We start from the raw sequence: 17,870 nt of genomic DNA on the forward strand, positions 1-17,870 counted from the left end.
TTGCGACACAATGTTTCAACGATGGAAATCATAGGTTATACTTTATCCATTTTCATCGGTATCACGCTCGGATTAATCGGTGCAGGTGGTTCCATTTTAACTGTACCGGTCTTAGTCTACTTATTCCATATACATCCTACATTAGCAACATCGTATTCCCTATTTATTGTTGGTTTCACGAGCTTAATAGGTAGTTTCCTTAAAATAAAAGAAAATGGTGTGGATTATAGTGCAGCGACTTATTTTGGAATTCCTTCCGTCTTTGTCATCCTCATCGTTCGTAAAGTTTTACTGGTCCATATTCCAGAAGTTATTTTGCAAATCCATCATTTTCAATTGACAAAATCAACGATCACTATGATTGCTTTTGCGGTATTGATGTTGGGCGCTTCCTGGAGTATGATCAAAAATAAACAAATTCAGGTCAGTACCAATCATCCTATAAAACAACCAATAACAAAAATGATCTTTTGGGGAATTGGAATTGGTTTAGTGACGGGCTTCTTAGGAGCTGGCGGAGGATTTTTAATTATTCCTGCTTTAGTTATTTTATTGCGCATGCCGATCCGAATTGCAATTGGCACTTCGCTATCCATCATAACCTTAAATTCACTCATCGGATTTTTAGGAGATATAGATCATGTACAAATGGATTGGTTTTTCTTAGTAAAGCTACTTTCTATAACGATCCTAGGTGTAGCAATAGGTAGTTATCTGCAAAAAAAAATCGCGACGGACAAGTTAAAACCAATTTTTGGTTGGTTTATATTTTTTGTGGGTACGTATATTTTAATTAAGGAACTCTTTTAGTTATCTTGCTATTATTAGCACGTAAATTGTATTGTTAACTTAAAAATGGAGTAACTTATTAAAGATCTTATGCTCGTAAAAAAATATTCTGGGGAGTTAGTCCCATTTAATAGCGACAGTTTACGTCACTCGTTGACACGTTCGGGAGCTAATCATGATCAGGTAGAAAAAGTGTACGCTCAAATAAAAGAAAAATTATTTGATGGTATCAGTACGAAGGCCTTATACCAATTAGCTTTTGAGGCTTTGAAATCTCAAAGAAACTCGCTTGCAGCTCGATATAGTCTAAAAAAGGCACTTCGCGAACTTGGCCCAGAGGGGTTCTATTTCGAGAAATGGATAGGTCGATTATTTCAAGAGTATGGATTTGAAAGTACAACAGGACAAACAGTGCAGGGACATGCTGTGTCACATGAGATTGATGTAGTGGCTGCTAAAGGCAATGAAATGCTTGCTATTGAATGTAAGTTCAGAAATGATATTGACGCTAAAATCTCGGTAACAACCCCGATGTATTTTTTGTCTCGATTGAACGACATCAGTGATATTGATTATCATTTTTTTGGGCAATACAAAAAGTTTACACAAGGCTGGCTTGTCACCAATGCTTATTTAACCTCTGATTCTAAAGATTTTGGAAAATACTACGGCGTAAACTTTCTTTCATGGGATTATCCCGAAGACAATAGTATAAAAAGACGTGTAGATAGAGCCGTATTTTATCCGGTGACCTGCTTGACCACACTAACTGATGAACAGGAAAAAACACTATTGCAACATCAGATCATATTGGTGAAAGATATCTTAAAAGATAAAAATGCGCTTCAATCTCTCCAACTAAGTCCAGAAAAAGTAAGATTAGTGCTACAAGAGGCTAAAGAATTGATCGATTATAAAGTGGATGAAGAATCCTGATGAATATGATATTTTATTAGACCAAATACGATCAATGACTCTTCCACTACGAGAGATTACTTTTTATAACATTTTAATTTAGTACTGTTTTTTCACTTTATTTACTGCGGTAACAAGCGAAAAAACAGTACTAAAATATACTTAATAATGAAAAACAGATCCGTACTTTACTATACTTTATTGATCAATTATAAAAAGAAATCTACAGAGATGAACTTGGGATAATAACCAATTTTATAATTAAAGACCATTTTCTGTCTACGCATTACACACGGTCAGGAGAGATCTATTGGATAATAAATATCTCCAAAGACCTTTAAGCCATCCAATGCTACAGGATTTTCAAAAATCCCGTAAACGGAAGAACCTGAACCTGACATGGAAGCATATACAGCACCAAAAGAATATAGTGCATCTTTTAATTCCTTTATTTTTGGAAACTGTTCAAATATGCTCAACTCAAAATCATTGTTCAAATAGTATTTCCATTCTTGTATAGGGAGTTTGATAATCGATCTTAAATCAAACTCTGGTTGCTTAGCTTCTACTCCACGATAGGCTTCTGCTGTTGATATGTGAATATTAGGATTAATAACAACGATATAATAGGCGCTTAAATTTAATTTAAGCGGAGAGAAATCGGTTCCAATTCCTGTAGCATATACAGGCTTATTATCTATAAAAAATGGACAGTCTGCGCCTAACTGTTTCGCGTAAGTCTGCAATTGTTTAACAGACAGCTCAAGCTCAAAACTGTCATTTAACATTTTCAAAACATAAGCAGCATCAGCGGAACCTCCTCCCATTCCAGCACCTATAGGAATTCTTTTTATTAAATGAATTGCGATTGATGGAATATCAAAATCTTGTTTAATTAATTGATAAGCACGCTCACAAAGGTTCATTCCTTCTCCAGGAATAACAATGCCTTCTGAATAAAAAACAGTTGGACCGGATTCCAAAGGAATGATTTCGACCACATCATATAATTTAACAGGATAGAATATGGTTTCCAAATCATGATAACCATCTGGTCGTTTTCCTACGATATGTAGGCCCAGATTTATTTTAGCATTTGCAAATGATAGCATAATGTATGTTTAATATGAGATCGGTTAAACTTTAAATTCTATTTTAATATTCAAAAGTACCTGCTTTCCAAATTGGAATAGTAAATTGTTCGATAAGGTGAGCTAATGGATAGTTTTCATAATTATCCAATGTTAACCAAATAGCTTCCTCAATCTCGGCCTGTGGAAAGACATCTAGGGCTGCTTTTAATTCAATTTTAAAGATCTCTCCCCTCACTATGGTATCAACTTCATTGACAGCTTCGGTCTCATGAAACCCCAGGTATTCCAGCTCAGATAAGGAGATATTTAGATCTAACTCTTCTTTTAATTCTCGAACAAGTGCTTGAGAAGAAAGCTCACCTTTTTCTATCTTGCCACCTGGCATCATGTAATATGTAGAATTTTTTTTCCTAACAACCAAAAGCCTGTTATTCGGATCCACTAACATAGCTCCTGCTAAATAAATCTTGTTCATATCTTTTTTTATTGAAATCAAACTACTTTCCTATAATTAAGAATATAAAGTAAAAAGCGATTATCTCCATAATCGCTTTTTACCAATTTTTGTTTTACTGCTAAGTATCTAACTCTTTTAATAAAACTAAATATTTACCAATAGCTTTCCTCTTATCTTCAGTAAGATGATAGTTTAAGCTTGAAGTTAAATAATGATGATAATCAAAATCTTCATATTTGGGTAGGCCCGCAATTACAGCTTCCGGCTCCGAGACGCCTACTTTTAGAGCCTCGTTAAATAACCTTATAAAATCTACTGTTAATGTTTTTGTACTTACCCAGACTGCAAATGCAAATGGAAGACCTGTAAATTCTTTCCACATAAGTCCTAAATCGTAAACAAAAGGTACCGTCTTCTTCTTACCAAAAGTACGGTCACCGATCAGTACATACGCGTCAGCCCCTTCGATATCTGTCACGATCCTCACGTCGCGCTTCCAATGATTTTTAAGCAGTACTCGTGCTAACCCATTAGAAGTACGTGATTGCTTATCCAAATATAATGTCTGGATTTCCTCAATCGGTTTGTGAGCAAAAATAAAAACCGAATCCACAGCCCCCTCTGTACCAATACAATAATCGGTAATGATATGCGCATGCGGAAGACTTAATAAAGCTGCTACAGGAATTATACCTAAATCAGCTTGGTCATCAATCACTTTTTGGGCACATACACTCGGATTATCCAAGCTCAATTCGATCTGATCTAAAACTGCGGATTGTCTAATCCCATTTAAAAACGGCAATGTATTCGTATACGAAACTGCCGATACTCTCACTTTATCCATTTGTCAATACCTCTAGATGTTTCGTATTATAATAGTCAATAATTTCAAATTGATCATGATCATACGTTAATTTATATAAGGCAGTGTTTGTATGAGGAAATTCATCCATTTTTGAGGCATCTACTCCTGTCAATAAGCAAAGAATAATACGTAATGCGCGACCATGCATGCAGACCAGTACGGTTTCTTCATGCTCTTGTTTAACCATATGTGCGATGGCCTCACTTTGACGTAACATCAATGCATTAGGAGATTCCCCCTCATCTACACTGACATCCAATTCACCATTTTTCCATGCTGAGACCAGCTCATTGAATCCACTCATGATAGATTCGTCTTGCTCTTTACCTTCGTAGATTCCCCAACTAATTTCATCTAAACCCTCGAGTTCTTGCCAAGAAATACCATCTCTGATAAAAGATTCTACTGTCTGATGTGTTCTCAATAAGGTTGAGGTATAAATTTTATCAAACGGGATATCTTTATAAGCATCATAAAAAGCCTGAGCTTGTGCCATTCCCGTTTCATTAAGTGGAGAATTCACGCCACGCCCCTGAACAATACCTTTCAAATTCAGATCGGTCTGTCCATGCCGAATAAAATAAAAAGTCTTTTTCAAAATATATCTTAATTATTTACAACAGGAAGTGCATAATAATTTTTTTTCTTGCTATCGTCTTCAAAAACTACATCCTTGTAATCGGTGACAACCTGATATAAGGTATCACGCTCTATTGGATGACGTCCTACCTTGCGAATCAACTCAACCAACTGTTGCGTTGACATACCTGGGTTCTGCTCCTCAGCTCCTGCCATACTGTAGATCTTCGTCGTATCATCCAATGTTCCGTCAATATCATCAACACCAAATGCCAATGACATTTGAGCTGTATCCCGTGAAATCATTGCCCAATAGGCTTTAATATGATCAAAATTATCCAAATAAATACGTGCTATCGCATAATTTCTCAAGTCTTCAATAACAGAAACCTCGGGAATATGTGACATTTGATTTTCTTTATTTCGAAATTTCAATGGAATAAAAGTTTGAAAACCTCCAGTCTTATCTTGCAGTTGACGCAATCTTTCCATGTGATCCACACGATGCCAAAACTCTTCAATATGACCGTATAGCATGGTTGCGTTGGTATGCATCCCTAATTTATGTGCTTGCTCGTGAATATCTAGCCATTGTTCTGCAGTACATTTATCATGTGCAATCTGCTCTCTGATCTCTGGATGGAATATTTCTGCTCCACCACCAGGCATCGAATCCAGACCACAAGATTGCAAATATTTCATACCTTCATAATGGCTCAGTTTTGCTTTCTTGAATATATAGTAATATTCTACTGGCGTTAAACCTTTAATGTGCAATTCTGGACGATGTGCCTTACATCTTTTAAAAAATTCGGCATAGAAATCAAGATTTTGTTTGGGCACGACACCTCCAGTAATATGAACTTCTGTAACGGCTTCATCATCATATTTCTTTACGATGTCCATCATACCATCTACCTCCATTTCCCATCCTTCTGCACGCTCCTTGATCATACGGGAATATGAACAGAACTTACAATCGTAAACACACACATTCGTAGGCTCAATATGAAAGTTACGATTGAAAAATGTGATATCCCCATGTCTTTTCTCCCGAATATAATTCGCTAAAACACCCAAATAACCCAATTCGGCATTTTTATAAAGGTATACACCCTCATCAAATGTGATGCGTTCTTCTTGCAACACTTTATTTGCTATATTTCTTAACTCACTATCCAAAAGCGGATTAGAAAGTAAGAAATTTAATTTTTCTTTAGCATCCATTATCATGTCTCCTAGTCTATAACAAATGTACCAAAAACAAGGCTAAATTCGTAGAATCTAGCCTTGTTTTTGGTACAGCAATATCAGTGAAATAACCATTAATCTGTGAACTGTTGCATATCGATCAATTTTCTATATAAACCCTCTTTCTGAATCAATTCTGTATGACTTCCAAATTCGACAATTTGACCACCATCTATCACCACAATTTTATCTGCATTCTGAATGGTGCTTAATCGATGTGCAATCACTACCGTAGTACGATTATCCATAAGCTTATATAAAGAATCTTGAACTAGTTTTTCGGATTCCGTATCTAATGCCGAAGTTGCCTCGTCCAATAACATAATGGGTGGGTTTTTCAACACAGCTCTCGCGATGCAAATACGTTGTCGTTGGCCACCAGAAAGTTTGGCGCCACGATCACCAATATTCGTTTGATAGCCGGATTCTGTTTTCAAGATAAATTCATGAGCATTAGCTATTTTGGCAGCATTTTCAACCTCTTGCTGGGTCGCTGATGTATTAGAAAAGGTAATATTATTAAAGATGGTGTCATTAAATAAGATAGACTCTTGATTTACTACACCTATCATTGTGCGTAGAGATTCTTGATCTAGATCCCTTAAATCTATACCATCAAACAAAATTTGACCTGCTGTAACATCCATAAAACGCGGAATTAAATCCACCAAAGTAGATTTACCCCCTCCAGAAGGACCGACCAGCGCTATTGTTTTTCCCTTTTCAATAATTAGATTGATATGTTTTAAAATGTTTTTCTCACCATAAGCGAAATCTACATGCTGAAACTCAATCGCTTTTTTAAAATCAGTAACTTTCTTAGCATTAGGCTTATCAGTAACTTCACTTTTGGTATCAATCAATTCCAGTACACGCTCACCAGCCGCAATACCATTATGAATATTACTAAATGCATCTGTCAATGCTTTTGCAGGACGCATTACTTGTGAGAAAATAGCGATATAGGCAATAAACTCAGATGCTCCAAACTCATCACTCCCTGATAAAACCAAATTACCACCATATAATAAAATGATAGCGACCATAATCACACCTAACAATTCAGATACAGGTGAACCCATTTGTTGGCGCCTTGCCATTGCACGCATGATACCCGCATAACGATCATTCTCATCATTAAATCTTTTTTTAACGAAATTTGTTCCGTTAAAGGCTTTAATGATACGAACACCAGATAATGCCTCATCTAAGAAAGAAATCATATTTGCATACGAGGTTTGACCAGCAATCGCTTGTGCCTTTAAAGTCTTAACAATTTTAGATATAAAAAAAGCGGATACTGGAATGACGAGCATAGCGAATAAAGTCAGTTTTGCAGAAATAACAAATAACATAACCAGATATGCAATGAGTTGAAGTGGCTCTTTAAACGCAACCTGCAATGTACCTGTAACAGAATATTGTACAACCTGAACATCAGAAGATACTTTGGAAATAATATCTCCTTTTCGCTGCCCATTAAAATAGCCCAAATGAAGATCCATGACATTATCAAATACTGTCTTCCGTAAATTCAATAAAGTATGAATACGCAAGTTTTCCATAATCCGTTGGGCTAAATACCGAAACAAATTGCTTATAAAAACGGAAATTACGATCACGATACAGACGTACTTCAATGCACCATAAGCACCGAACTGTTGGTTAGCCAGACTTGCATAATAATTGAAGTAACCGAGAATATCAAAATATCCATCTGGCTTTGCTAATACTACATGAGAAGAAACTTGATCTGTATTGAAAAGAGTTTGCAACAAAGGAGCTAATAACGCCAAATTCAATGTGCTGAATACAACCGTAATTAGGGTGCAGATAATATACGGAATTGCATATTTCTCAATGGGTTTGGCAAAAGATAATAACCTAAAGTAAGTTTTCATTTATAATATTAAGGTAGCAAAAATACTAAAATTACGCGCAATATATAAGGAATACTTTCAAGGAATGAAATCTTGCACTTCGATGATATTAAAAATTGCATCCAATAAACACCAAATTTAAACGACATTATACTTAGCGGCTTTGCATTATGATTTATGAATATAACTCAGGAAACATCTTATTGATGATCATTGACTCGGACTCGTTGATTGATTATTAACCACTCAAGCATAACTTTAGTTTATGCTAATCAATCTATTGAGGGGATTAATAATCTTTTAATAAATTCACAAAAAACACGATTTAACAACGATAAACCCAATTTTTATTGTCATTAGCTTTTCAACAAGTAGAGCTTGTATTCGTAGATTATTCGAGTTTGCTTCATCATAAATAGGTATGATATGCTTATTATCTTCATCTTAAATCCGTGTTCAGTCCGTGGTGAGTCCGTGTTCAGTCCGTGTTTGTAGTATTTTCACCATGATACTACCTTTTTCGGAACCTGCTTACAGGTATAAGATATATTGAAGTTGCTGCACATAAGTATCGAGACGTATTACGATAGATTACGGAGAAAAAGCCCTTTAAACTTGATATCAACGTACTCCACATCTATGGATAATCATGCTCCATGTTTTGATGAATTCAAAACCGCAATCTTGATCAAGATGAAGGCAATAACACCATTCATTACATCAACAAAAATATAAGCAACAGAAATATCAATAATTTAAAAAGCAACAATATTTAAAATGTACAATGGGTTATACTATTATTTTAATAGAAAAAACCTAATTTAGTCCTTGTAAATTGTAAAATACCAGAACATAATGCAAATAGAAGTTGCCAAAAGGTTGCAACAAACCGAAGAATATTATTTCTCAAAAAAATTAAGAGAGATTGATGAGCTCAATAAAGCAGGTGCTCGTGTGATTAATTTAGGTATCGGAAGCCCAGACTTACCACCTCATCCTAAAGTAATTCAGACCTTGACGACAGAAGCGGCTAAAGCCAATGTACATGGCTATCAAAACTATAAAGGCTCGCCTATATTGAGGCAAGCTATTGCAGATTGGTATCAACGCTATTATCAGGCAACATTCGATCCTAATACAGAAATTTTACCTTTAATAGGTTCTAAGGAAGGTATTGTTCATATTTGCATGACTTACTTACAAGAAGGTGATGAGGTTTTAATACCGAACCCGGGATATCCTGCTTATGCTGCTGCAGTGCGACTAAGTGGAGCCACAGCCATTACCTATGATTTATCTGAGGAAACAGATTGGTTACCTGATCTTAAAAAGCTTTCTGAAAACGATTTATCGAAAGTAAAACTGATGTGGATCAACTATCCACATATGCCTACCGGTTCTAGTGCGAATGAAGGATTTTATCTTGAATTGATTGCTTTTGCAAAGGCAAACCATATTTTAATCTGCCACGATAACCCTTATAGTTTTATCTTGACAGACAGCCCTAAGAGCATTATGTCTATTGAAGGAGCAAAAGATGTTGCCTTAGAACTTAATTCATTGAGTAAGTCATCGAACATGGCTGGATGGCGAATCGGTATGTTAGTGGGTGCAGAAGAACGTATCAATGAAGTGTTACGATTTAAAAGCAACATGGATTCCGGCATGTTCTTGCCAGCACAGCTTGCTGCGGCCAAAGCATTACAATTAGATCAATCGTGGTATCAAGAATTAAATGGAATCTACAATGAAAGAAGAGCATTAGTTTTTGAAATCATGAACCTGCTAGGCTGTACCTACAAAAAAAATCAAGTTGGTTTGTTTGTGTGGGCAAAAGTCCCTGACAGTTACGAATCGGGCTACGCTGTTAGTGATGAGGTATTAAATCGATCACGTGTCTTCATTACTCCAGGAGGTATATTTGGAACTGCTGGAAACTCCTATATCAGAATTAGTTTATGTGCTTCAGTTGAAGTATTGCAAGAGGCTATTGAGCGAATCAAAGAAGTTAAAGAAACGAATTAAGATTAAAATAACATGATAAATATAGCCATTATTGGCGTCGGTTTAATTGGTGGCTCCGTCGCCATGAAACTAAAAGAAAAGCATTTTTGTGATCAGGTCTTTGGTGTTGACAAAAGTGATGCTAACTTAACAAAAGCATCGCAAATTGGCTTTATCGATCAGAAAGCAACGTTGGAAGAGGCACTAGAAAAATGCAAGGTCATTATTCTCACGGCTCCTGTAGATGCGATTATCTCGTTGGCACCAAAATTATTAGATCTAGTAACAGACCAAGTCATTATTGACATGGGATCTACTAAGCTTAATATTTTACAATTGATCTCAGAACATCCCAATCGTGGTCGGTATGTGGCGGCTCACCCTATGGCAGGGACTGAATATTCTGGCCCAGAAGCAGCTTTACCAAACTTGTTCAAAGATAAAATGATGGTCTACGTGGAGGCTTTTAAATCTGATGAAGACGCTTTTGAACTCACAGATTCCATTACTGAACAACTGGAAATGCGCACGTCATTTATGACTGCGGAAGAACATGATACACATACCGCTTATGTTTCACATATCTCCCACCTGACTTCTTTTGCACTAGCCTTAACAGTATTAGAAAAAGAAAAATCACAGGGCAGGATATTTGAATTAGCGGGTTCTGGATTTGAATCCACAGTACGTTTGGCTAAAAGCTCTCCCGATATGTGGACACCTATTTTTAAACAAAATAGAGTAAACGTATTAGAAGTATTGGAAGAAAATATTAAACAGTTGCAAGCTCTGAAAGATGCTATTCAAGAAGAAAACTATACACAATTACATAAGTTGATTAAAAAATCTAATAAAATAAAGCGCATTATAAAATAAAGCTCCTGTTATTAGTTTAAGGTCTTTCACTTAAGTTAAAAAATGCTAGAAGCCAATACTTCTAGCATTTTTTTGTTCGCAGCCATCATCATCGGCAATTGTGCGATCACATAAAATCAACCATTTCTCTAAACTAAGAGAATCATCAACTTGTTCTTTTGATTCAACCTTTATTTCTACTAGGATCAATGTTTAAATGATCTTCTTGATGAAAAGCATATACGATATCACTCTTATACTTATAGGACAGATAGATAATAATGGGAATTATAGCGGATTGGCGGCTACTTTAAGAATAGATTTCACATTGTAACCGATTTGTGCAAAGCGTTTTTTTTACCTTTTAAGAATACGCACATCTGCCTTATCCTTTGTTTTCTTTTGACTCCATAATTCATTAATTAACCTAAATTACTTAACACTCTTCATATTTAATAATTACACCTTTTTCTCAAGAAAAAGAAACTACATTTTTTACTCATGTATTAAATAAATAATTCAAAATATTTTGGTTTCTAAATTCCAAGACATATATTTGCAACGTAGATCGAATCGAAATACACCTAATCAAAACCTTTCAATCAGGTCTTGATTTATAAAGAAGTGGCGAGAGACTGGCTCAATGACCCACTGGCAACCTTCAAAATACGTTTGAAAAGGTGCCAATTCCTGTCCATAGCAATATTGTTATGGAGCATATAAATGAAACGACAATGATATTTACATTACAAAAAAACAACAGGGTAAGTTCAATTACCAACGTAACATTTACAACTCTTGCATCAACTTCAATGCGAATGTTTGAGCACATGTCTATGTTTTATTGTTAGATCTATCCATTTTTTACTAAATGGATAGCAAGTGCATCTACATGTGCAGATCCTCACTCTATAATATTCACGAAAATATTCAACTAATTAATTATAAAAAACCATGTCTACAAATAAAAATTTAAAATTCGAAACTCTACAAGTTCATGCAGGACAAGTTGCAGACCCAACTACTGGCGCACGTGCAGTACCTATATATCAAACCAGCTCATACGTATTTGAAAATGCGGAACATGGCGCTAACTTATTTGCATTAAAACAGTTTGGAAACATCTATACCCGTCTGATGAATCCGACAACAGATGTTTTTGAAAAACGCATTGCTGCATTAGAAGGTGGTGTTGCTGCCGTGGCGGTTGCCTCTGGTCAAGCTGCGCAGTTCATCGCATTAAATAATATTTTAGAGGCTGGTGATAATTTTGTGTCGAGTAGCCATATTTATGGAGGTACATACAATCAATTCAAAGTTGCATTTAAAAGAATTGGAATTGAGGTCCGCTTCACGAAAGAGACAACAGCTGAGGAGTTTGAGTCATTGATCAATGAAAACACCAAAGCATTATACTTAGAAACAATTGGAAATCCAAGTTATGATATTCCTGATTTTGATAAAATAGCTGCAGTTGCTAAAAAACACGATTTACCTTTAATCGTAGATAACACTTTTGGAGCTGGGGGCTATCTATTCAAACCGCTAGAGCATGGTGCTTCTGTTGTTGTCGAATCTGCGACAAAATGGATTGGCGGACATGGAACAAGTATTGGCGGTGTCATCGTTGATGGTGGTACATATAACTGGGGCAATGGTAAATTTAAACAATTTTCTGAACCTTCTGAAGGATATCATGGATTGGTCTTCGCAGATGTATTTGGCCCAGATGGTCCATTTGGCAACATCCAATTTGCAATCCGTGCACGTGTGGAAGGCCTTCGTGATTTCGGACCGGCTATATCACCCTTTAACTCATTCCAACTTATACAAGGTCTAGAAACGCTTTCGTTACGTGTTCAGCGTCATGTAGACAACACCCTAGAAATCGCTAGATGGTTAGAAGCGCATCCGCAAGTTGAACAAGTGAACTATCCGGGCTTGAAAAGCTCACCAAGTTATTCAAATGCACAGAAATACCTAAAAAATGGATATGGAGCGGTTCTTTCTTTTCAGATAAAAGGTGATGTAACTAAAGCCGATGCTTTTATAGATAGCCTAGAGTTAATTAGCCATCTAGCAAATGTTGGTGATACAAAATCATTGATCATCCACCCAGCAGCTACAACACACCAGCAACTCAGTGCAGAGGCACAAAAAGCAGCAGGAGTATTTGTTGGGTTATTACGGTTATCGGTAGGAATTGAGCATGTCGATGATATTAAAGATGATTTACAACAAGCTTTCGATAAAATAAAATAATTTCAGATAGCACCATTATATAAAAGCGTAAAAAACAACTATGAGTAAGAAATTAACGATTGGAATGTTTGGATTCGGAGTTGTAGGACAAGGATTGTACGACATTATCAAGACTAAAAACTTAAATTTAGAAATTAAAAAATTTGTCATCAAGAATGCTGACAAAAAAAGATCACTTGCCCCAGAGTTGTTTACAACTGATGCAGAAGCTGTATTAGGCGATCCAGATATCAATACAGTAGTAGAATTAATCGATGATGCAGAAGCAGCATATGCTTTAACAGTTCGTGCGCTTAAATCTGGAAAAAATGTTGTTTCAGCAAACAAAAAAATGATTGCTACGCATTTGGAGGAATTAGCGGCTATCCAACAAGAATATGGCACTAGCTTACTTTATGAAGGAGCTGTATGTGGAAGTATACCCATTATTCGTAATCTGGAAGAATACTATGACAATGAATTATTACATGCTGTAACAGGTATCTTCAATGGTTCATCGAACTTTATTCTGTCAAAAGTATTCAACGAGAATCAACCTTATGCTGATGCATTGAAGGAAGCACAAGATCTCGGGTTTGCAGAAACCGACCCCACTTTAGATGTTGGTGGATTTGATCCAAAATTTAAATTGACCATTGTCGCTTCACATGCCTATGGTATCTATGTCAATCCAGATGATGTGTTCAATATTGGTATTGATAAATTAGGTGCACAAGATATACGTTTTGCCAAAGAAAAAAACTTTAAAATAAAACTAATCCCTACTGCACGTGAAATCAATAACAGTAAGGTAGTCCTTTATGTCATTCCTAAATTTATCAGTGCAGACAATATTTTGTTTAATGTAGAGAATGAAAATAATGGTGTACTTGTGAAAGCAGCTTTTGCCGACGAGCAATTTTTCTACGGCAAGGGCGCAGGCGGTCACCCTACCGGATCTGCGGTCTTATCTGATATCACAGCTTTACGTTATGATTATAGATATGAATATAAGAAACATTTAAACATCGATGCACTATCTTATAGCAATGATCATGAGATTAAAGTCTATTTAAGATATGAGGAAGATACCCTAATCGAAAAATTAGGTTTTACTGAAATCATCGAAAGATACTATGCTCCTGACTTTAAATATATCATCGGGACGATCAATCTTAAGCAAATCACAGCACATAAAGATGAAATCAATCAAATAGGTAATTTCATCGCTGAGATTGGTTAATTAACACAACGATCAATCGGATTTCAAGCATTATGCTGTTTGTAGATCCAACAAAAGAACGCTTTATTCATCACATCAGGATAAAGCGTTCTTTTTTATCAAAAAATAATCAAACTATATCTGTTTACCGACATTTACTTACATACCAAATGCAGTCTTAGTCCTGATATTTAATTTTTAGGGATTAAACTCATACCAATTAGCCCCAACTAAAACCAAGTATCGGTCTTTTGATCAAAAATTCCTCATGAATTAAGAGGAAACACACCCTACAATAAGATTTATTATAAAACACGATTCGATTCCAGCGCATCAAGCCCATAAATAATACATATTCTTTAACAGAATATACAAAATTATACAGCATCTTAAGGGCTTTAAAAAAAACATTGTCAATATATGCTTTCAACACTTTATTTTATAAAATAATATAGCACAATCAACAATTACAAATAACTGGCAGAAAATTTGCTTGATATATTAAATATCACTATATTGTGGAGTTACTAAATAAATAATAAATTATGGCTAAGTGGTTAACAATTCTACTGATAATGGTAGGCAACTTGGTTTTTGCAGATACCAATGCAGTCAATACACAACAACATTCTAATTCAAGTTATATAATTCTTGCAGTAGTTGCCTTGCTGGCAATTATCTATATTCTATATAGAAGGCAAAAAAGAAAATTTAACGATTAATGGAAGTGAGGGCAGACTATAACTCCCCTTATTTTCTGGTTCAAGATTCAACTACAGACTTATTCTTGACTCAATAACATAATTTTAATCCATTAATCCTTCATCGCGAAAACTGAAGTACCCATTGTCTGTGAAGATCACATGGTCATTGACTCGAATGTCCATTAGCGTAGAGGCATCTATAATTTTTTTTGTTAATATTTTATCTGCTTGACTAGCTTGACAAGTTCCTGAAGGATGATTATGAATTAATATCATGGAATTAGCAGTGCAATTGAGCGCATAACGCAAGATAATACGGATATCTACTGGCGTAAAATCATTCCCTCCTCTACCGATCAACTGTTTATCCAATACTTTGCAGGCTGTATTGAGGTATAGTACCCAAAACTCTTCGTGGGGAAGATCTTGTAATTGATATTTAAAATAATCATACACCCGTTTACTGCTATTGAGCAATGGTTTCTTAATTTGATCAGCTTCTTTGCGTCTACGTCCTAATTCAAGAGCTGCGATTATTGTAATTGCTTTCGCTTCTCCGATCCCTTTAAATTCACATAAATCCATCACATCCATTTTAGAAAGATTATCCAGATTATGTTGCGATCGCGATAAAATTCTTTTGCAAAGCTCTACTGCAGTCTCCTCTCGAGAACCCGAACCAATTAAAATAGCGAGTAGTTCAGCATCTGACAATACACGACGTCCTTGTTCTAATAATTTTTCCCTTGGACGATCTGCTTCCGCCCAATCTCGAATAACTAGTTTACTCATATTAATAAATTAGGTATATAAATGGTCTATATAATTTCCTAATTTACTCAAAAATATAAAAACATAAAATTATTAGTATCAATTATTTAAACAAATATGAGTCGATGAGATTCGACTTGAGTGTGCATTCTTTTTATCAAGTCATTTTGAAATCTTATATTTGTAGTTGAACATATTTATTTTAACAAAATGAGTAAAGCGATTATTAAAACAGAAAAAGGCGACATGACTGTACAATTTTATACAGCAGATGCTCCAAATACAGTTGCAAATTTCATCAAATTAGCTAAAGAAGGGTATTATGATGGCCTGACTTTTCACCGTGTCCTTCCTGATTTCGTAATCCAAGGTGGATGTCCAAATTCACGAGAAGGCGCTTCTGGGATGCCTGGAACAGGTGGCCCTGGTTACAAAATAGATTGTGAATTGACTGGAGAAAATCAATATCATGATAGAGGTGTATTATCGATGGCTCATGCAGGTCGTAACACAGGTGGTTCACAATTTTTCATCTGTCATAGCCGTAACAATACAGCTCATTTGGATAGAAACCATACCTGTTTTGGTAAAGTTGTCGAAAATGTTGACATCGTTGACGATATCCGTCAAGGTGACCGTATTTTAAGTATTGAAGTTATTGAAGACTAGTTCTCAGTAAGAAAAAGTATATTATGAATTTAAGAGCATTAGTTTCTGTAACAGGAAAACCAGGGTTGTTCAAATTAGTTGGACAGAATAAAGGTGGATTTATTTTAGAGACTTTAGATAGCGCTAAGATTAAATCTGTAGTAAGTTTATCTTCTACAAAAATGGCGACTTTAGAAGACATCACAATTTACGGAGAAGATGAAGAAATCCGTTTATTAAATGTTTTTGAGACAATCAAAGAAAAAGGATTGACGGTAGATCCAAAAGCAGATGGTGAAACATTACGCAATACTTTCCGCGAAATTGCACCAGGACATGATGAATCTCGTGTATACTCATCAGATATCAAAAAGATCTTTACATGGTACAATATTATTAAAGATTTGCCTTTATTTGAAGAAGAAGCACCCGCACCTTTAGTGTAAACTATTTAAAATAAAAAAGAGCGGCCTTAACAATAAATGTTAAGGCTGCTCTTTTTTATTCAACTCAAATTTTATTTTCCAGCTTGAGCAATTCCTTTGCAAATATCAGATATCAGTGAAGGACCTTCGTAAATAAAACCGGTATAAATCTGCACAAGGCTTGCTCCTGCATCCATTTTCTCAATTGCATCGGCAGCAGAATGTATACCTCCTACTCCAATTATTGGAAATGATCGGTTTGACTTATTAGACAAATAACGAATCACTTCTGTAGAGCGTTTGGTTAAAGGCGCTCCACTTACTCCCCCCATCTCTTTTACTAAATTTGCATCACTACGCAATCCTGCTCTAGAAATCGTCGTATTAGTCGCGATTACACCTGCAATACCTGTCTCTTGAACGATTTCCACAATATCATCCAATTGACTATCTGTCAGATCTGGAGCAATCTTTAAAAGAATTGGTTTCTTATTTTCCCTTTTTTCATTGAGATTTTGAAGCGTATTTAAAATATGTTTTAATGGCTCTTTTTCTTGCAAATCCCGTAGTCCTGGCGTATTGGGAGAACTTACGTTGACAACGAAGTAATCAACATAATCAAACAGCGAATTGAAACAATAGATATAATCATCTACCGCTTGTTCATTAGGTGTTAGTTTATTTTTACCAATATTTCCACCGATCAGTAATCCTTTACGGTCTTCTACAGATAAATGTTTCAACCGGTTGGCCGCAACATCAGCACCTTGATTATTAAAACCCATTCTATTGATCAATGCTTTATCTGGGATTAAACGAAACATACGAGGCTGATCATTTCCAGGTTGTGGCTTAGGGGTAACCGTACCGATCTCGATAAAACCAAAACCAAAGTTAGCCATGTCCGTGATATACTCCGCATTCTTGTCAAATCCAGCAGCCAATCCAACAGGATTTTTGAACTTTAGACCAAATACTTCACGTGCTAAATTTGGATTTTCATAAGTGTAGAGATTACTTAATAATTTTTTTGCACCCCAAATTTTTGAGAACATTTTTAATCCCCCTGTCACCGTATGATGAGCAGATTCGGGATCCATAGAAAAGAAAATAGGTTTTACCAGCTTGTACATATACACAAAGGTAGACAAAGAAGAAGAAATTTCA

The 17,870-nt window shown here is 35.6% G+C and carries 16 protein-coding genes and 1 riboswitch; of the genes, 8 read left to right on the plus strand and 8 right to left on the minus strand.

The annotated features are described in order from the left end of the window. The first annotated feature begins 21 nt into the window (after positions 1 to 21). Together C8N37_RS15945 and C8N37_RS15950 are read left to right on the plus strand one after the other, a co-directional pair. Entirely contained in the window at positions 22 to 810 is a 789-nt protein-coding gene (locus C8N37_RS15945; RefSeq protein ID WP_108159816.1) for a sulfite exporter TauE/SafE family protein, read from the plus strand. Between the two features lie 69 nt (positions 811 to 879). Beyond that, a complete protein-coding gene (locus C8N37_RS15950; protein WP_108159817.1) occupies positions 880 to 1,725 on the plus strand; it encodes an ATP cone domain-containing protein in 846 nt (281 codons plus the stop codon). 275 nt (positions 1,726 to 2,000) lie between these two features. Here C8N37_RS15950 and ispE read toward each other — a convergent pair whose 3' ends face one another. The 6 genes from ispE to C8N37_RS15980 all read right to left on the minus strand — a co-directional run bounded on the left by ispE (position 2,001) and on the right by C8N37_RS15980 (position 7,854). Then, on the minus strand, positions 2,001 to 2,816 hold the full coding sequence (ispE, locus tag C8N37_RS15955; RefSeq protein ID WP_108159818.1) for a 4-(cytidine 5'-diphospho)-2-C-methyl-D-erythritol kinase: 816 nt from the start codon (positions 2,814 to 2,816) through the stop codon (positions 2,001 to 2,003). A 43-nt stretch (positions 2,817 to 2,859) separates the two neighbouring features. Continuing rightward, positions 2,860 to 3,273: an NUDIX hydrolase gene (locus tag C8N37_RS15960; protein ID WP_244914445.1), complete on the minus strand. Its 414-nt coding sequence runs from the start codon at positions 3,271 to 3,273 to the stop codon at positions 2,860 to 2,862. A gap of 100 nt (positions 3,274 to 3,373) precedes the next feature. Continuing rightward, positions 3,374 to 4,102, minus strand: a complete 729-nt coding sequence (locus C8N37_RS15965; protein WP_108159819.1) for a menaquinone biosynthetic enzyme MqnA/MqnD family protein — start codon at positions 4,100 to 4,102, stop codon at positions 3,374 to 3,376. Next, on the minus strand, positions 4,095 to 4,721 hold the full coding sequence (locus tag C8N37_RS15970; RefSeq protein WP_108159820.1) for a histidine phosphatase family protein: 627 nt from the start codon (positions 4,719 to 4,721) through the stop codon (positions 4,095 to 4,097). Before C8N37_RS15970 ends, C8N37_RS15965 begins: the two co-directional genes overlap by 8 nt. Before the next feature lie 8 nt (positions 4,722 to 4,729). Beyond that, a complete protein-coding gene (gene mqnE / locus C8N37_RS15975) occupies positions 4,730 to 5,929 on the minus strand; it encodes an aminofutalosine synthase MqnE (protein ID WP_108159821.1) in 1,200 nt (399 codons plus the stop codon). Between the two features lie 98 nt (positions 5,930 to 6,027). Then, positions 6,028 to 7,854: an ABC transporter ATP-binding protein gene (locus C8N37_RS15980; protein ID WP_094772907.1), complete on the minus strand. Its 1,827-nt coding sequence runs from the start codon at positions 7,852 to 7,854 to the stop codon at positions 6,028 to 6,030. Positions 7,855 to 8,688: 834 nt separating this feature from the next. Here C8N37_RS15980 and C8N37_RS15985 point away from each other — a divergent pair. The 4 genes from C8N37_RS15985 to C8N37_RS16000 all read left to right on the plus strand — a co-directional run bounded on the left by C8N37_RS15985 (position 8,689) and on the right by C8N37_RS16000 (position 14,176). Continuing rightward, on the plus strand, positions 8,689 to 9,858 hold the full coding sequence (locus C8N37_RS15985; protein WP_108159822.1) for a pyridoxal phosphate-dependent aminotransferase: 1,170 nt from the start codon (positions 8,689 to 8,691) through the stop codon (positions 9,856 to 9,858). Positions 9,859 to 9,870: 12 nt separating this feature from the next. Further along, the gene (locus tag C8N37_RS15990) at positions 9,871 to 10,713 is read left to right on the plus strand and encodes a prephenate dehydrogenase (protein WP_244914446.1); all 843 of its coding nucleotides are present in this window, start codon (positions 9,871 to 9,873) and stop codon (positions 10,711 to 10,713) included. 590 nt (positions 10,714 to 11,303) lie between these two features. After that, positions 11,304 to 11,418: riboswitch (SAM riboswitch) on the plus strand. A gap of 228 nt (positions 11,419 to 11,646) precedes the next feature. Continuing rightward, positions 11,647 to 12,954, plus strand: a complete 1,308-nt coding sequence (locus tag C8N37_RS15995) for an O-acetylhomoserine aminocarboxypropyltransferase/cysteine synthase family protein (RefSeq protein ID WP_094772908.1) — start codon at positions 11,647 to 11,649, stop codon at positions 12,952 to 12,954. 40 nt (positions 12,955 to 12,994) lie between these two features. Continuing rightward, positions 12,995 to 14,176, plus strand: coding sequence for a homoserine dehydrogenase (locus C8N37_RS16000; protein ID WP_108159823.1), 1,182 nt, complete (start codon positions 12,995 to 12,997; stop codon positions 14,174 to 14,176). Between the two features lie 785 nt (positions 14,177 to 14,961). On the opposite strand, the gene radC is transcribed toward C8N37_RS16000, so the two are convergent. Then, a complete protein-coding gene (radC, locus tag C8N37_RS16005; RefSeq protein ID WP_108159824.1) occupies positions 14,962 to 15,651 on the minus strand; it encodes a RadC family protein in 690 nt (229 codons plus the stop codon). A 189-nt stretch (positions 15,652 to 15,840) separates the two neighbouring features. Here radC and C8N37_RS16010 point away from each other — a divergent pair, with 189 nt between their 5' ends. Then, positions 15,841 to 16,299, plus strand: a complete 459-nt coding sequence (locus tag C8N37_RS16010; RefSeq protein WP_045756204.1) for a peptidylprolyl isomerase — start codon at positions 15,841 to 15,843, stop codon at positions 16,297 to 16,299. Positions 16,300 to 16,322: 23 nt separating this feature from the next. Further along, positions 16,323 to 16,724, plus strand: a complete 402-nt coding sequence (locus C8N37_RS16015; RefSeq protein WP_108159825.1) for a DUF5606 family protein — start codon at positions 16,323 to 16,325, stop codon at positions 16,722 to 16,724. Positions 16,725 to 16,795: 71 nt separating this feature from the next. Here the strand turns inward: C8N37_RS16015 and C8N37_RS16020 are convergent, their stop codons facing one another. Further along, positions 16,796 to 17,836 (minus strand): quinone-dependent dihydroorotate dehydrogenase, encoded by a 1,041-nt coding sequence (locus C8N37_RS16020; RefSeq protein ID WP_108159826.1) that lies wholly within the window; start codon positions 17,834 to 17,836, stop codon positions 16,796 to 16,798. Positions 17,837 to 17,870: the final 34 nt, after the last annotated feature.

It is taken from the genome of Sphingobacterium faecium, assembly GCF_003054045.1.
Taxonomy (GTDB): domain Bacteria; phylum Bacteroidota; class Bacteroidia; order Sphingobacteriales; family Sphingobacteriaceae; genus Sphingobacterium; species Sphingobacterium faecium.

Coding starts and splice junctions, on each gene's coding strand:
- C8N37_RS15945 (WP_108159816.1), top strand. CDS start 22: ATGGAAATCATAGGTTATACTTTATCCATTTTCATCGGTATCACGCTC.
- C8N37_RS16000 (WP_108159823.1), top strand. CDS start 12,995: ATGAGTAAGAAATTAACGATTGGAATGTTTGGATTCGGAGTTGTAGGA.
- radC (WP_108159824.1), bottom strand. CDS start 15,651: ATGAGTAAACTAGTTATTCGAGATTGGGCGGAAGCAGATCGTCCAAGG.
- C8N37_RS15995 (WP_094772908.1), top strand. CDS start 11,647: ATGTCTACAAATAAAAATTTAAAATTCGAAACTCTACAAGTTCATGCA.
- C8N37_RS15960 (WP_244914445.1), bottom strand. CDS start 3,273: ATGAACAAGATTTATTTAGCAGGAGCTATGTTAGTGGATCCGAATAAC.
- C8N37_RS16020 (WP_108159826.1), bottom strand. CDS start 17,836: ATGTACAAGCTGGTAAAACCTATTTTCTTTTCTATGGATCCCGAATCT.
- C8N37_RS15980 (WP_094772907.1), bottom strand. CDS start 7,854: ATGAAAACTTACTTTAGGTTATTATCTTTTGCCAAACCCATTGAGAAA.
- C8N37_RS15985 (WP_108159822.1), top strand. CDS start 8,689: ATGCAAATAGAAGTTGCCAAAAGGTTGCAACAAACCGAAGAATATTAT.
- ispE (WP_108159818.1), bottom strand. CDS start 2,816: ATGCTATCATTTGCAAATGCTAAAATAAATCTGGGCCTACATATCGTA.
- C8N37_RS16015 (WP_108159825.1), top strand. CDS start 16,323: ATGAATTTAAGAGCATTAGTTTCTGTAACAGGAAAACCAGGGTTGTTC.
- C8N37_RS16010 (WP_045756204.1), top strand. CDS start 15,841: ATGAGTAAAGCGATTATTAAAACAGAAAAAGGCGACATGACTGTACAA.
- C8N37_RS15965 (WP_108159819.1), bottom strand. CDS start 4,102: ATGGATAAAGTGAGAGTATCGGCAGTTTCGTATACGAATACATTGCCG.
- C8N37_RS15950 (WP_108159817.1), top strand. CDS start 880: ATGCTCGTAAAAAAATATTCTGGGGAGTTAGTCCCATTTAATAGCGAC.
- C8N37_RS15990 (WP_244914446.1), top strand. CDS start 9,871: ATGATAAATATAGCCATTATTGGCGTCGGTTTAATTGGTGGCTCCGTC.
- mqnE (WP_108159821.1), bottom strand. CDS start 5,929: ATGGATGCTAAAGAAAAATTAAATTTCTTACTTTCTAATCCGCTTTTG.